This window comes from Tenacibaculum aquaeponti (assembly GCF_057221555.1).
This window is the reverse complement of record NZ_CM170147.1, coordinates 2,691,602-2,707,430: the sequence shown is the minus strand read 5'-3', so window position 1 is coordinate 2,707,430 and position 15,829 is coordinate 2,691,602. Positions and strand designations below refer to the sequence as shown.

11 protein-coding genes are annotated in these 15,829 nt (G+C 29.2%); 5 read left to right on the top strand and 6 right to left on the bottom strand.

All coding sequences use genetic code 11. From position 1 onward, the window contains the following. The first annotated feature begins 30 nt into the window (after window positions 1-30). The 4 genes from AC2TEO_RS12165 (at window position 31) to AC2TEO_RS12150 (ending at window position 6,455) form a co-directional block, all read left to right on the top strand. Entirely contained in the window at window positions 31-1,392 is a 1,362-nt protein-coding gene (locus AC2TEO_RS12165) for a TlpA family protein disulfide reductase (RefSeq protein ID WP_442265089.1), read from the top strand. Window positions 1,393-1,511: 119 nt separating this feature from the next. Continuing rightward, on the top strand, window positions 1,512-2,186 hold the full coding sequence (locus AC2TEO_RS12160) for a DUF2064 domain-containing protein (RefSeq protein WP_442265088.1): 675 nt from the start codon (window positions 1,512-1,514) through the stop codon (window positions 2,184-2,186). 96 nt (window positions 2,187-2,282) lie between these two features. Continuing rightward, on the top strand, window positions 2,283-5,393 hold the full coding sequence (locus tag AC2TEO_RS12155; protein ID WP_442265087.1) for a TonB-dependent receptor: 3,111 nt from the start codon (window positions 2,283-2,285) through the stop codon (window positions 5,391-5,393). A gap of 159 nt (window positions 5,394-5,552) precedes the next feature. After that, window positions 5,553-6,455 carry a sterol desaturase family protein gene (locus AC2TEO_RS12150; protein ID WP_442265086.1) on the top strand — a complete coding sequence of 301 codons (903 nt, stop codon included), beginning with the start codon at window positions 5,553-5,555 and terminating at the stop codon, window positions 6,453-6,455. 13 nt (window positions 6,456-6,468) lie between these two features. Here AC2TEO_RS12150 and AC2TEO_RS12145 read toward each other — a convergent pair whose 3' ends face one another. From AC2TEO_RS12145 to AC2TEO_RS12120, 6 genes are all read right to left on the bottom strand, one after another. Then, window positions 6,469-8,499, bottom strand: coding sequence for a DUF3857 domain-containing protein (locus tag AC2TEO_RS12145; RefSeq protein ID WP_442265085.1), 2,031 nt, complete (start codon window positions 8,497-8,499; stop codon window positions 6,469-6,471). Further along, on the bottom strand, window positions 8,465-10,285 hold the full coding sequence (locus AC2TEO_RS12140; RefSeq protein ID WP_442265084.1) for a transglutaminase-like domain-containing protein: 1,821 nt from the start codon (window positions 10,283-10,285) through the stop codon (window positions 8,465-8,467). Before AC2TEO_RS12140 ends, AC2TEO_RS12145 begins: the two co-directional genes overlap by 35 nt. Before the next feature lie 119 nt (window positions 10,286-10,404). Beyond that, complete coding sequence (locus AC2TEO_RS12135; protein ID WP_442265083.1) at window positions 10,405-11,667, bottom strand: POTRA domain-containing protein; 1,263 nt, start codon at window positions 11,665-11,667, stop codon at window positions 10,405-10,407. Between the two features lie 2 nt (window positions 11,668-11,669). Continuing rightward, complete coding sequence (locus AC2TEO_RS12130; RefSeq protein ID WP_442265082.1) at window positions 11,670-12,407, bottom strand: hypothetical protein; 738 nt, start codon at window positions 12,405-12,407, stop codon at window positions 11,670-11,672. Continuing rightward, window positions 12,397-13,398, bottom strand: coding sequence for a glycoside hydrolase family 113 (locus AC2TEO_RS12125; RefSeq protein ID WP_442265081.1), 1,002 nt, complete (start codon window positions 13,396-13,398; stop codon window positions 12,397-12,399). The genes AC2TEO_RS12130 and AC2TEO_RS12125 overlap by 11 nt, the downstream gene beginning before the upstream one ends. A 46-nt stretch (window positions 13,399-13,444) precedes the next feature. Next, window positions 13,445-14,326, bottom strand: a complete 882-nt coding sequence (locus tag AC2TEO_RS12120) for a hypothetical protein (protein ID WP_442265080.1) — start codon at window positions 14,324-14,326, stop codon at window positions 13,445-13,447. Between the two features lie 157 nt (window positions 14,327-14,483). On the opposite strand from AC2TEO_RS12120, the gene AC2TEO_RS12115 reads away from it, so the two are divergent. Beyond that, complete coding sequence (locus AC2TEO_RS12115; protein ID WP_442265079.1) at window positions 14,484-15,827, top strand: NAD(P)/FAD-dependent oxidoreductase; 1,344 nt, start codon at window positions 14,484-14,486, stop codon at window positions 15,825-15,827. The last annotated feature ends 2 nt before the right edge of the window (window positions 15,828-15,829 follow it).

The window sequence follows — 15,829 nt, the reverse complement described above, 5'->3', positions numbered from 1 at the left end:
ATTAAAAACCAATCTAAATCTTAAAAAATTATGAAAAAGCTACTTTTTGGTATCGCTACTATAGCTTTAGTTTCATGCGGTAAAGAACAAACAGTTAACTACGCTTTATTTAAAGGAAACATTAAAAATCCTAACAGCAAAGAATTAGCAATTATAAATAGTTCTAACGAATTGGTTAAAACAATTAAACTATCAGAAGATGGTTCTTTTGCCGACACCATTTTTAATGCTAATGGTCATCATCGTTTTAGCGACGGAAAAGAATCCTCTTCTTTCTATTTAAAAGACGGATATGAGCTTTCTTTAAATATGGATGCTAAAGAATTTGATGAAACAATTGTGTATTCAGGTGAAGGTAACGAAGCAAATAACTTTCTAGCTCAAAAATACTTAATTAAAGAAAGAGCTGGATCTATGCAAGACTTATACTCTCTTGATGAAACTGCATACTTAGCTAAAATGGACGACATAAATAAAGAACTTGAAAAAACTTTAGAAAATGTAGATAGCGATTTTGCTAAGGAAGAGAAAATCAATTTAAATTACGAGTATTTATCGCATCTAACAAATTATCAACCTGCACATCGATATTTTTCAAAAGATAATGAGTTTAAAGTTTCAGAATCTTTCCCTCTTAACTTAGATAAATTAGATGTAAATAATGAAGATCATTTCAAAAAGTTCAACTCTTATAAAAACATTGTTAGTTATCATTTTACTAACTCTGCTCGTATCAAATCAAAAGAAAAAAACATCTCATTTGAAGATGCAGCTATTGAATATATAGAATCACATAAAAGTGAAATAATCAAAAGTAGCTTATTAAAGGATATGGCTTTTCAAATATCGGCGAACAATCCTAAATCAGAAGTTTTATATAATGCCATTATGAAGCTTTCTAAAGACGAAGCCTTAAAAGAAAGAATAACAAAACAGTTTAATGGAATTAAAAAATTAGCCGCTGGTAATGCTTCTCCTTCTTTCGAAAACTATGAAAATAATGCTGGCGGAACAACATCTTTAGCAGATTTAAAAGGAAAATATGTGTACATCGATCTTTGGGCAACATGGTGTAAACCTTGTAAAGCTGAAATTCCATTTTTAAAGAAAGTGGAAGAAAAATATAGTGATAAAAACATTGCTTTTGTTAGTATTTCAATTGATGCTGAAGCTGATCATGATACTTGGAAAAAAATGATTAAGGATAAAGAATTAGGAGGAATCCAGTTAATGGCTGACAAAGACTGGCAATCTAAATTTGTTTTAGATTATCAAGTTCAAGGAATTCCTCATTTTATTTTAATTGATCCTGAAGGAAACATTGTAAAATCTTACGCTCCTAGACCATCAGACAAAAAACTTATTGAATTATTTGACGAATTAAAGATTTAAAAGTCAATAATATTACAACATATTCATTGTTAAAAAACGACCTTTTTGGTCGTTTTTTTTCTTTATCAAGTAATGTGTTGTAATTTATATCGACTATATACTCCACTTTATTAAAAAGAATGTTAAATAAAAGTATCAATACTGCCATTTTATTGTTTTCAAATACTTCTGAAAAAGAAGTAAAAGAAAAGCAAATACGCAAGGGTCAACTTTTATTCAAATATTTACATCAAAAAACACTTTCTGAAGCTCAAAAAACAGGATTAGACATTCTTGTTTTTAATGAAAAGAATCAAAAAGGAAAAACTTTCGGTGAACGATTTTCTAATGCAATTGAAACTGTTTTTAATCAAGGATACGATCATGTAATTACTATTGGTAACGATAGTCCTGAATTAAATTCACAACATATTTTAATCGCTCACGAAAATTTAATTGGACACAGAAACACATTAGGTCCTGCTTTTGATGGTGGAGTGTATTTAATAGGAATTTCAAAACAACAATTCCAAAAAGATGAGTTTGCTGCATTACCTTGGCAAACTTCAGAATTGTTAGAAGTTTTATCTACGCTATTCACTAAAAAAAATTCGGCACCTCTTCTTTTAAATCCTTTAAAAGATTTAGATTCTAAAAGTGATCTTTTTTACTTTTTAAACACCAAAAATTCTGTTTTAGAAAGTATCATTTTAACTATCATCTCAACCTTCTGTATTCCTTTTTACACTGAATGTACTTCTTCAGAAACTTATATAAAAAGTCAGCATAATAAAGGTTCTCCCCTATTAGCTTAATCATATTATTTACTTGTGATAAACTTTTAAGCAACTACTTAAAAGTACAAGCTATGCACACCTTTATTTTAATTAACTAAATCATTTTTCATTCGTATGAAAATTAAATTTTTTATTGCTGTTCTTTTTTCTGTTTTATTCAGTTACGCTCAAGAAACTACAGGGAATGTTGAGGGGAAAATAACAGATAAACAAGGACTTTCAATTCCTTTTGCTTCGATAATTATAACAGACACAGAAACTAATTTTTCTTATGGAACAAGTTCACAAGAATCTGGTCATTATGTAATCGCTAATATTCCACCAGGAAATACATATAAAATTGAAGTTCATTTTATTGGCTATCACACATACGTTAAAACAGGAATTACAATTCAATTGGGAAAAACATTAACTATAGATATTCCTTTACAGGAAGAAAATGCTACGTTAGATGAAGTTGTAATTTCTGGAAAATCGAATAGGATAAATCCATCTGTTATTAACACCAAACAATTGTTAAAAACTCCTACAATTAGTAGAAGTGTGCAAGATTTAACAAGAAACTTATCTGAAGCCAATTTGAATTCATTTGGAGGAGCAAGCAATAGATTTAATAATTTTAATATTGATGGAATAGCTAGTAACGACGTTGTTGGTTTTCAAGAGCCAGCAAGTGGTGCAGCTGGATCTTCTGCAAATGGAACTCCTGGAAGTTTATCTCGTAGTCAGCCTATTAGTTTCGGAGCAATTAAAGAGCTTTCTGTTAAAACCTCACCGTTTGATGTAAGTATAGGAAATTTTACTGGAGCCAATATTAATGTGGTTACAAAAAACGGAACAAATACTACAAAAGCCGAAGTATATGGCTATGGAAACAATCAATTACTAATTGGTTCTTTTGCTGATGGAATTGAACAAGAAGCGAATAGTTTTTATGATATTCAGTTTGGTGGTGGCGTTGGTGGAGCCATAAAAAAAGATAAACTATTTTATTATGTAAATGTTGAGCAAGCGTTGAGTAAAACTCCTCTTATCGGAGCTCCGGGTTCTTCAGGGTCAAATATTAGTCAACAAACTGTAATTGATATTGCTGATAAATTAAGAACAGATTATAATTACGATCCTGGTGCTTTTGAAAGTAGTGATATAGAAACTGCTTCTACGAAGATTTTTGCTCGTTTAGATTATAATATTTCAGAAAAACATAAACTAACTTTACGGAATAACTTTGTAAAGAGTTTTACTGATAATTTAGAATGGAACCAAGCGGTTTTTAATTTTGGAAATCAGGGATACCGACACAATAGTATTCTTAACGGTACAACATTAGAATTAAACTCTAGTTTATCTGAAAACACATCTAATATTTTAACTTTCGGTTACACAAAAGTAAAGGAAGATCGTTCGTATGACGGAAGAGTTTTTCCGCATATAGAAATTAACGATTCTTCTAATAGAATTTTTGCCGGAACATATCGAGAAGCTTCTATTTACAATACAAATTTGAACACTTTTCAGCTCACAAATAAGTTAACGTATTACAAAAATAATCATACAATTACGGGTGGATTATTATTTCAATACAATGATATAGATTACGGATTTTTAACTGCATGGAATGGACGTTGGGCTTATCGTTCTGTCGATGATTTTTTAAATGATAGACCTTCCAGAATTCGTGGAGTATATCATGTTACAAACAATTCTTTTGATTTTGTAAACAATCGCCCTTCAGCAACAATTGATGTTTTGACTTCAGCTTTTTATCTTCAAGATAAAATAAGAATCAGTGATAAATTCTCATTAAACTTAGGTGTTCGATTAGATAATCAATTCTTATTAGACGATTTACCTTTAAGTCCGTTAGTTAGAAACACTCCAGAGTTCAGTAATTTCACGAATCAAATAGAAGTAAATCCACATATCAATCCAAGAGTAAGTTTTGAATATACGTTAGATGAAAACAAAAAATACAAACTTAGTGGAGGAAGCGGATTATTTACAGGTAGAATTCCGTATTTATGGTTTGCATATGCAGAATATATTTCTGGAACAGATTATTTTAATGTAGATATTCGCCCTAATGGAAATACAGTTCGTTTAGAAGAAAATTTAGGAACATTAGCTACTCAACAGCCAGGCTTAACAGAAATCAATTTAATTGATAACGATTTTGAATTACCAAGAGAATGGAAAACTCGCTTACATTTCGAAGCAAAATTACCAAGGAAGTTTAGATTTACAGCTGAAGCAACTTATACTGATGTTTTAAAAGGAATTTTCTTTCAATCGATAAACAGAAGACAAGAATTTGGCAATTATTCTGGAGCAGATAATCGTTTATTTTATAATGGAACTCGCGTAAACGACAACTTTACCAATGTGTTTTTATTAAGTAATACAAACAAAGGATACCGTTATAATATCAATCTTGGTTTATATAAAGAAACCGATAATTATTCTGGGTTCTTAGGATATACAAATGGAAAAAGTAAAGAAATATCGAGTACTGTTCGTAATTCTTCCGCTGCAAATTTTGAATGGAATCAGGCTATAAACTCTCACGATCCAGATTTATCATTCTCTAATTTCGATTTACGTCATAAGTTTGTTTCATCACACGGTTACAATATCAACTTCAAAAACAAACATCAAATACAGCTTTCTGCTTTATATACAGGAACCTCAGGAAACCCGTATTCTGTAGTGTATCAAGGAGATGTAAATAGAGATGGATCATCTAGAAATGATTTGGTTTATATTCCAGCAAATCAAGGAGAAATTCAATTGCAAAATATTACAGACACCAATGGAAATGTATTAGTTTCTGCGCAAGAACAATGGAATCGTTTAGATGCTTTTATTGAGAATAATGATTATTTAAGAGAAAATAGAGGAAGTTATGCAGAGAGAAACGGAGGTAGAACACCTTGGAATCATCAATTAGATGCTAAGTTTGTATACAATCTTCCTTTTGAAAATAATTCGAATTTACAAATCAGTTTAGATGTTTTTAATGTTTTAAACTTAATTCATAAAAACTGGGGACGATTAGTTTTTGTACCTAACGTAGTAAACTCAAATTTCAACTTATTAGAATTTAGAGGTGTTCAGAATAATCAACCTGTGTATCAATTCACGTTAGATGAAAACGCTACACCTTGGGTTTTAGATGGAATTAATTCTCGCTGGAGAGCCCAACTTGGATTAAAATATCAGTTTTAATGCCGCTAGATAAAATCTTTTTAATTTATAAAGAGGGAAAACACATTTAAAAATATCTTTTCCCTCTTTTACACAATAACTATTACTCCATAGTACTGTATATAATATCTATATAAAGCGACTTAATCTATTGAACTATTCTCGTATTTTTACAAAAGCATGCAGAAGTATCTAGAACTTATAAAAAACTCATATATAAACTACTGGAATTACATTAAACAATCTGTTTTAATGGAATTAAACTGGGAGAATTATTTCTATGGATTAATTCTAATTTCTTTAGTCGTATGGGGATTAGAGATTGTGTTTCCTTGGCGTAAGAATCAACCTACCTTCAGAAAAGATTTCTGGTTAGACACCTTTTATATGTTCTTTAATTTTTTCTTATTGAATTTGATTGTTCTAATTGCTCTTTCCAATACAGCTTCTGAAGTTTTCAATGATATTTTAGGGTTGTTGAACATCTCAATAACAGACCTTAAATTATTTGATATTAATAGTTTCCCTTATGCTTTACGCTTATTTGTATTCTTCATTATCATTGATTTTGTACAATGGTACACACACACTTTATTACACAAATACAAGTTTTTATGGAACTTTCATAAAGTACATCATTCCGTTAAACAAATGGGGTTTGCAGCTCACTTGCGTTACCATTGGATGGAACCTGTTGTATATAAATCAATGAAATACATCCCTTTAGCTATTATGGGTGGATTTACAGCTCAAGACGTTGCTATTGTTCATTTCTTTAATATTACTATCGGACATTTAAACCATGCCAATATTAATTGGGATTATGGTGTTTTAAAATACATTTTAAACAACCCTAAAATGCATATTTGGCATCATGTTAAAGAGTTACCAGAAGACCGAAAAAACGGTGTAAACTTCGGGATTACATTAAGTATTTGGGATTATATTTTTAAAACAAATTACATTCCGTATTCTGGTAGAGATATTGAAATTGGCTTTGAAGGTGACGAAAAATTCCCAAAAGATTTTCTTGGACAGGAGTTGTATCCTATCAACCAAAAAAATCATAATATGAATTATTAATTACATCTTCTTTTTACGATTTTATCTTTTTTAATTTAATTACAAATCGTTTGCCTTTTGCTTCACTAACTTTTTCATTGATAAGTTTTATATCAGTGAGCTTTTCTTTAGGAATTAAATCTTTTAGAATTTTATAATCTGATTTTAATTTAATTTGATTATTCTTAGTTTTTTTTAATTCAAAAGAATATTGACCTATATCATTTTCACATTTCAAGTTTATCTCTTTTTTACCTAAAATTTCTATATCATATGGAAAGTTTAAAAAACACATCATCAAATCAGAATAACTATAATCTAAATAATAACTTAATTCTGAAGAGTTAGCATCATTATCTAACTGATTATGATTAATCAGTTTATCCACAGAAATACTTACTAGACTATCGTTTATAAATGTAATTGCATTATTTAATGTACCCTTACCTCTAACTTTATAAACAAAAGGAGTTTTTGGACTCAATGACCTACTTGTTATTGTATCTATATCTATAGCATTATCTACACCTTGATATTCTGACAAGGCGTTATAAAAATCACTAGCTTTTTGATCTTGATCTAACATACCGTAAAAACTTCGTAATTCTGTAGATAATCCTCCCGAAATTTTAAAAATTGATTTAAAGGAAGTCTTTTTCTGTTTAACATCTACCTCACCAGAAATTATTTGATGTAGGTAATTAATGTTAGCACTCATACTAGGTAATTTAACAGTTTTGATGGATACTGAATCTGCCTTAGCTAACTTTAAATTTCTAGAAATAAATTTATCTTTTTTCCTTCTTTTTTTGGTTAAATGTGGTTTTACTAGAATAACATCTGAGTTATAAATAGAAGTAGGTATTTCATTAATTCGATATTGATAAAAATCTTCGTGAGGATATAATAATTTTAATTGTTTATTTTGATCTTCAAAGGCAAAAAATATATGATCAAACTCTCCTCTTCTAATATAATGTTTACTAATAGCCCCTAAACGTTTGGTTCTACCAAAAACAGCCCAATACTCTATTTCTAGATCCTCTAATATTTGCCTATAAAACCTTTTTATACTTAATGGATCAAATCGTTTTTTCTTTAAAAAATAACCACTAGACTTAATTAATTCTTCTTTTCTAGTAGGTTCCATTTTAAAATTATTTACTACTTCAGTATGCAATAAGTTAAATTTGTAATATTTCGAACTATCTTTAGCTTTCCCTACTACTCTTCTCTTCCACCTTTTATAGTATGAAAACTTTTCATAATCTAAAGCAAATGGTTGAGTAACAAAATTAAACTCCTCGTTATAAACATCTTTCCATGTTCTCAATTTTGTATCTTTTTTGTCTATAGAGTAATATAGATATGGTTTTTCGCAAGGCAAACAGTTAAATTCATTTTTTTTAATTCCTTTTACCTTATCCATAGAAAACTGAACATAGAATAAAGTGTCATTAGATACCACTGCTGGTTCTGGAAAACCATTATATGATTTGTATCTCAATAATACATCTGGATGAGTTTTTATAGTATATTGAGAATTTATACTAGGTACATCTGTATATAAATCCACATAATTCTTTAAATCGTTCTTTTTTAATCTTTCATAGTATATATAATTCATTTCAATGGTGTCTCCTGGCTCTACAGCTGGAATTGGATAATTTATTTCTCCAAATTTCTTTCCTTTAGAAGTACGTTTGAATACCAGACCAGAATCTAATTTAACTTTGGTTCCATCTGCTTTTAGAGTTTTAACCTTAATGCTTTGTAAATGATTACTTTCATATTCACTTAGATTTAAAAAAGCATAATCTTCAACTCCTTTAGATGTGTTTATTACTAATTTATTTGTAATAGAAATATATTTCTTATATCCAGACCATTCTTTAGCATAAGTAACATCTTTATAAAAATATGAATAATAAGCATCTGATTTTTCACAGAGAGTAGTGAAAGGGTCATTTCCTTTACTTAAAACAGATTTAAAACTATAAAAAAGTAAGCATATGCTTATGGCAATTAAACTAACTTTTCTGTTTTTTAAATATGATAGGTTCATTTATTATTTTTTTAAATGATTTTAAAATGTCGTTTGCTTTATCAACATTTTCTTTATCTATGTAAATATGATTAAGAATAAAATCGTAATTACATTCGATTTCTAATTCTGATATATACTTAATAATTACTTTAAGTGAAATTCCTTTTTCTTTGTAGTTATATGTTATAGGCTCGAAATCTTTTATGGGTTCGTTAATTTTTACTTTTGTACGAACTTTTTTATGAAATGGGTTTGCCAAATTAATCCCCTCCATTAATATTTCTCTATTTTCAGTTTCTATAATTCTTGGTAAAAAATCGATAAATAAGTATTTATTTTCTCCATCATCAAAAGACTTACTACTAATAGATATATCTCCTTTATATTCTAGTTTTTCAACATTTAACAGCTCTAAATTAGAAACAGATTGATTTCTGAAAATTTCTTCATAAAATGTATTTCCAAAATCACTAAGTTCTTCCTCTTTTTTACCCTTAAGTCTACGCTTCAAATAATTCCCAGAAATCCCATTATATGAAGTATAAAATGTTCCTTTAATATTTGTATTATCTTCCTTTAATTCTAATTGATATAAAATAGAATTCTCTTCTGGAGTAAAGCTTTTTACAGTATGAAAAACACCTCCATTTGAATTCACAATTAAAATATTACGATCTTGTAAACTCTCTACGGGTGTTCCTTCTCTATGAATTGAGTCTGTAGGATCTAACAGAATCACTTTTCCATTTATATAAGCTACAGCAATCACGTGATTCGCAGAGCTTAAAGACGGAAAATCACAATCACTAATATGATCAAAAGTAGCTGCTAAAGCTATATCACTTTTAATTCCTTTATATCTTAAAGCCTCTGATAAAAAATTTGATAGATCTTTACAATCTCCTTCTTTATTTAAATAAACAGCATTTGCATGAGTTGGAATAAAAGCGCCCATACCTACTTCTATAGCTACATACTTAAAGTTATTTTTAACATAGTTATAAATGATGTTGATAATTTCTGAGGGATCTTCAATGTTAATTGTTAGTTGGTCTATTTTTTGTTTTACCTGATAGTTTAACCCTTTTTTTGAAGCTACTTTTTCTGAATACCAATCGTTAATATAATTAGTAGGCCTATTTTTATAAGAATCTGGAGTGACTATAATTCGCATCAAAGGATTTCTCATATTCTTATAAACACCAAAAAACTGAAAAGGATCTGGTTCTACTTTTTGAGGAACTACTTCAATATTCCATACTGAATTGGTATTTGTTTTAGTAGAATCTATTTTATAGTAAGGAATAGATTCTTTGTAAATTGTATTATGAGCCAACTCAAAATTTTTAGCAATTTTTATTTTATAACTAAGTGTATCTATTTGATTATAAGAAAAAAAAGGCAAACTTGAAAAATACATTAATTCCTTACAACTAACTGAATAAGAAAGTTTAATTTCTTTATCAGCAGGAATCATGACATATTTAATTTTCTTACTTGTAATATACTCTAACTTAGCATCTTCTTCATAGATCTTTTTAATATATATTGGTTTATCTCTTCTCCTTTTCTTGATAAACAGTTTAATATCTGATACTTTTTCTAATTCTGTATCATAAAATATAGGGTAAAAGCGCGGTTTATTACTTTTTTTGAAAAGAATTGAAATATTATTTATGAAAGAAGAATCTTCTTTGATTTCTATGGTTTCCTTTATAGATTTTAAATGAATATCTTGACTGTAACATTTGAAATCATAGAAAATAAAAAGTAATAAAATTAGAGTACTTAATATCTTTTTCACTTTTGCATATTTTTATTAGTATACAACTATTATAATTAATTGTGTATACTTTTTAATAAAGCACAAAGTTACTCAAAATGTTTTTTAAATAACCTTAGATAATAATTCAAGTTTTAAGTCTAAAAATACTGCCCAATTCCAAAGACTATACCATTAGTTTTATCAGTTAAGCTAATTCCATAGTCAATTCGAAAAATTGCGTTGTAAATTTTCTTATTGATAAAACGTAGTCCGACTCCTGAGTAAAATCTCATATTATCTGACTTCCAAAAATCTGAAATCTCTCCACCAGGTTGTCTCCAGGTTCCTACATCTAAAAACCCATTAGCTTGAATTGTTAGCCATTTTTTATCGTAAAATGTATGTCTGTATTCAGTATTATAAACCATACTTGCTGTACCACGATCTACAATAAAACCAACACCTCTTAAATTAATATTGTTATCTAAAGCAAATGGAGCAAAAGGAGAATCACTGTTAGAAGCAAAACCTATGCGTAATCGATTTGCCCAATTTCCTTTCTTCCCTACTCTATCGTAATAAAAGAAATCGTTCCAAGCTATAATAAACTTATCTTGAAAATCATTTTGAGAAGTAACATATTGAAGATATAAAATGCTTTTAAATCCATCTAAATAATGAAAATAATATTCAAGATCTTCATATGTATACAAAAGCTTATATAATATTTTATTTACTTTTAAATCTCTGGGAACTTCCGGACTTGTAGCTCCATTTAAATATTGATATTTTTCTTGAAAATAATTGAATCCAAAAGTTATATGATGATTAAAATTAATTTGATATAATCCTAATAATTCAGTTGAAATATTATTGTACAAATAGTTCGCTGTCTGATTATCGAAAAATAACGGTTCTTCACTTTTCCAATTTTGATGACTAAAACCTAGTCCAAACTTTTTTGAAAATAAATTAGGAGCTCTAACATTAAACGCATAAGTATCATGTCCGTTATTCTGATAAAATCCGCCAACTGCGATATTTCTACCTAAGAAATTATATTCATAAACACCTAATTTATAAGCAAACCTATTATTAGTTGTTGTCCAAAAAGCTAATTCTGGTAAAATCGTTGAGCTTTCTTGAATGTGAAATTCAAGATCACATTTTCCATCTTCGGTGTTTGTCTTTAAATAGGCATGTGCAACAGCTGGTAATCGCTTTAAAATAGTAATATCTTGTTCAACTTTTCTAGTATTGTATACATCTCCTTTCTTTGTCTCTGTTATCGATTTCAAAAAAGATGCTTTCGTTCTTTTCATACCTTTAAAAGTAACTGAACGAACTATCATTCCATCTTCTTGAGAGAACGCTGAAAATGTAAAAAATATTAAAAGTAGTATGGTTATTAATTTCTTCATTATTACTCTGCGGTAAAATTTTTGTAGGAATAACTATTTACCCAATTATCTAGACTTACACCTAGTACAATAAACTGGTAATCATTTGCTATTTCTAATTTAGGAGGTGTGGTTGGATTTATCGTTAAAACTACATTAGATGTATCATAATAACGGAAAAATCGATCAAAAGTATAAGTTCCTGATACAAAGATACTGTTTTGCTCTAATAAGACTTGAAAATAAATAGCATCATTTTTCAACTCGCTTTCATTCCAACGAAATTCTGGTGACAAACGAACAGACGTATCAATTGTCACATCAGAATTATATACTGTTGCTTGTTGCGTATGCTTTATTCGTATAGGATTCGATTTATGAATTTTACCTTCGGTTTGGTATGTAACAATTCCCCAAGCATCTTGTAATTCATTTCTTTTAAAGGCCGAAAGTTTATTTCCGAAGACACCTTCAATAGGTAAAATTTTAAGCTTATAATTAGAAAAATCATCAGGATTTACATTTATACTCTCAGTTTCGTAATATTTAAAATCAAAACTTCCTTCTTCAGGAAAATAATATACCAAAACTATATCTTCATTGTTACTACTTCCTGCACATGCAATAACTTCATCTAAAACTTTATTTGAATGATTCTGTAAAAAATCACTTAAAATAGTATCAGATAAATTGGTTGATTTTTCATCTTTACTACATGAAAAAAGTAGTATTAAAACAATAAGTATCCACTTACTGTGCATATAATTTCTGAATTAATTTTTCTGCTGGTTTATTCTGAGGTGTAAATCGATTGTTATTTTCTCCTCCAACTTTTTCGTGATCGTGAAACCATTTCCATAAGAACCCACCAGCAAACCAATCTTCTTTCCAAAACTGATTATAAATTGCTTGGGTAGCATTTTCTTGAGCTTTTAAATTTACTTCTCCAGAGATTCTGTTCGAACTCCAAGGTTCTTTACCAGTGTAATTCACACTTCTATATCCGAATTCAGTAAATAAAATAGGTTTATTAAATTTCTGATACAACTCTTTAACTGTTGCTTTATGAGGTTTCCAACCTTGCTCTAACTCTTCAACAGAAGGGGTTTTCGCTTCACTTAAAGGAAAATAGGCATCTATACCAATAAAATCTAATTGATTCCAAAACGGAACTCTTTTAAACTCATCCCAATTTGCTGCATAGGTTAATTTACCTGAATATATTTTTTTAACTTTCTGAATTAAAGAATTCCAATAATTCGGTCTGTTCATTACAAACTTTTCTAACTCAGTACCAATGCAAAGAATGTCTGCTTTAACTTCTTCAGCAGCTTTCGCATAATCTAAAATAAAAGCACTGTAAGAGTTTTCTAAAACTTTCCATTCCTCTTCAGTTTTCATTTCTATATACCCGGTAAATTCGCCTCTCCAAACCCAAATCTGAGGTTTAATCATAAACTTTATTCCTAGTTTTTTAAATTCTTCAGCATATTGTTTTACTCCTTTTTTGGTTTCACCAAACCATTGTCGAGACGAATTATATCGAACTTCTGGAGATGCTAAATCTTTTATAAAACCAAAAGGCATCAACGAAACATAATTCGCTGACGCCTTAACTACGGGTGTTGTATGTTTATCGCTTATTGCTTCCGAAGAAGCAACAAAGCTTAATCCGTTTATTTTTTCTTTTTGACTATTGCAAGAAGTACATAGTACTAAAAACAATACTATAAAAATTTGCTTGATCTTCATGCATTAAAAATAGCCATTAAATTACACTTCTTTATACATTAAAAGTTTAAAATAAAGCTCTAATTCCAAAACTATATGTTTCTCCTAAACCTTGAAAATTAAACCCTCTTACTATGTTACTGTATAAAACTTCTAAGTTTATTACATCTGTTAATTGGTATTTACCACCAAAACCTAAAGAAGTATTGTCTTGCTCAAAATCTCCAAAACGCTCAGAATGTTGAGCAAAAGCTAAAACTGTTGCTTTTTGAGTTGGAAAATAACTAATAAAAACTCCTGGAACTACTAAAAAAGTATTGTTAGCAAAACTCTTATCATCTCCAAAACCATATTCAGTATTTAACTCTGTAAATAATTGCCACTTTCCGCTTGGAAATGTGTAATCGTAAAAGAATCTATTTTGAAACGACCATGCTGTTTGATCTAAAAATCCTCCATCTGGATTACTTTCGTCACCACTTCCTAACAAAGGAATGTGAATCGCACTTTGAATAGAAAAATTTCCAATACTTTTAAAAGGTTGAATCTTTACTGCTGGAGCAATTGAAGAAATTCCTACTCTATTTGTTGGAGTATCTTCTAAGCTAAATACAGAAAGTGCTTGTCTTCCACCAAAAGTATTTGAACGAAATTCAATAATACCACCTATATTTATTCTGTTATTTTCTGAAACTCCAGTAAATACTTCCACAGTAGATGTAAAAAAATTTGATCTTGCCACATCACGTCCTTCACTATTGTTTTGACCTGTTTCTCTAGTCTGTGTGTATAAACCATTAAACCATTTTATATCCCATTGACCTTTATTTAATAATTTAGATGGAGTAAATACTTGTAAGTTATTTTTCTCTTCTTCTTGCTTTTCTTCTTGAGAAAAACCAGTGTAGTTAAATGTCAGTAATATTAAAAGAATTGAAATTCGTTTCATGAGTAGTTTTTTTTTGATCTTAAGCTGAGTCGTTTAAAAAAACAAATCATTACATGAAGGCTCTATCCCTTTCTCTTATTTAAATCAATTCTAAATTTAAAACAAAAGTAAATTATTATCTTTTCTAGCGACATAGTCAATAGCAATTTTCAAAAACATGGAACACATCGTTATTATTGGTAATGGTATTTCTGGCGTTACTGCAGCAAGACATATTCGAAAACTTTCGGATAAAAAAATTACCATTATCTCCTCAGAAACTGAACACTTTTTCTCTAGAACGGCTCTTATGTATATTTATATGGGGCACATGAAATTCGAAAACACAAAACCTTATGAAGATTGGTTTTGGAAAAAGAACCGAATTGAATTAAAGAAAGGCTTAGTAGAAAAAATCGATGCTGAGAATAAGCAGTTGTTATTGCAAGATGGGAGCTCTTTTTCTTATGATAAATTAATTCTTGCTACTGGTTCTAAACCAAATAAATTTGGTTGGCCTGGTCAAGATTTAGATGGTGTTATGGGTATGTACCATAAACAAGATTTAGAAAGTTTAGAAAAATATGCTCCGAACAATAAAGTCTGTAAACGTGCTGTAATTGTTGGTGGTGGACTTATTGGTATTGAGCTTGCAGAAATGTTACATAGTAGAAATATCCCTGTAACTTTTTTAGTTCGTGAGTCTAGTTTTTGGAATGGTGTACTACCTGAACAAGAATCTGAAATGATTAATAAAGAAATTTTAGAAAATCATATTGATTTAAGATTAGGTGTAAACTTAAAAGAAATTAAAGCAGATAAAAACGGTAACGTAAAATCTATCGTTATTGCTGAAACTGGTGAAGAAATTGCTTGTAATGTTGTTGGATTAACTGCTGGTGTTTCCCCAAACATCAACTTTGTAAAAGAATCTTCTATTGAAACAAATAGAGGAATACTTGTAAACCGCTTTTTAGAAACTAGTGAAAAAGATATTTATGCTATTGGTGATTGTGCTGAGCAACATGAAGCTATTGGACAAAGAAGACCAATAGAAGCTGTTTGGTATACTGGTAGAATGATGGGAGAAACTGTGGCGCAAACTATTTGTGGAAATAGAATTGAATACAAACCTGGACATTGGTTTAACTCAGCAAAATTCATTGACATTGAATATCAAACTTATGGATGGGTTTGGGCTAAACCAAAAGAAAATGAAGCGCGTTTTTTCTGGAAAGATGAGACGGGTAAAAAAGCCATTCATTTAAATTATGATAAGGAAACCCAAGAGTTTATTGGTATTAATACTTTCGGAATTCGACTTAGACATGATTTTTTCGATAAAGTGCTTACCGAGAAAAAAAGTGTAACTCATGTTTTAGAACATTTTAAAGATGCCAATTTTGATCCTGAATTCTTTAAACAACACGAAGAAGCAATTGTATCGCAATTCAATAAAGAAAACGGTACTAATCTTCAAGTAAAAAAGAAAAGTTGGAAACGCATATTTAGTAAGGCATAAAA

Coding starts and splice junctions, on each gene's coding strand:
- AC2TEO_RS12125 (WP_442265081.1), bottom strand. CDS start 13,398: ATGAAGATCAAGCAAATTTTTATAGTATTGTTTTTAGTACTATGTACT.
- AC2TEO_RS12155 (WP_442265087.1), top strand. CDS start 2,283: ATGAAAATTAAATTTTTTATTGCTGTTCTTTTTTCTGTTTTATTCAGT.
- AC2TEO_RS12115 (WP_442265079.1), top strand. CDS start 14,484: ATGGAACACATCGTTATTATTGGTAATGGTATTTCTGGCGTTACTGCA.
- AC2TEO_RS12135 (WP_442265083.1), bottom strand. CDS start 11,667: ATGAAGAAATTAATAACCATACTACTTTTAATATTTTTTACATTTTCA.
- AC2TEO_RS12145 (WP_442265085.1), bottom strand. CDS start 8,499: ATGAACCTATCATATTTAAAAAACAGAAAAGTTAGTTTAATTGCCATA.
- AC2TEO_RS12120 (WP_442265080.1), bottom strand. CDS start 14,326: ATGAAACGAATTTCAATTCTTTTAATATTACTGACATTTAACTACACT.
- AC2TEO_RS12165 (WP_442265089.1), top strand. CDS start 31: ATGAAAAAGCTACTTTTTGGTATCGCTACTATAGCTTTAGTTTCATGC.
- AC2TEO_RS12150 (WP_442265086.1), top strand. CDS start 5,553: ATGCAGAAGTATCTAGAACTTATAAAAAACTCATATATAAACTACTGG.
- AC2TEO_RS12160 (WP_442265088.1), top strand. CDS start 1,512: ATGTTAAATAAAAGTATCAATACTGCCATTTTATTGTTTTCAAATACT.
- AC2TEO_RS12130 (WP_442265082.1), bottom strand. CDS start 12,407: ATGCACAGTAAGTGGATACTTATTGTTTTAATACTACTTTTTTCATGT.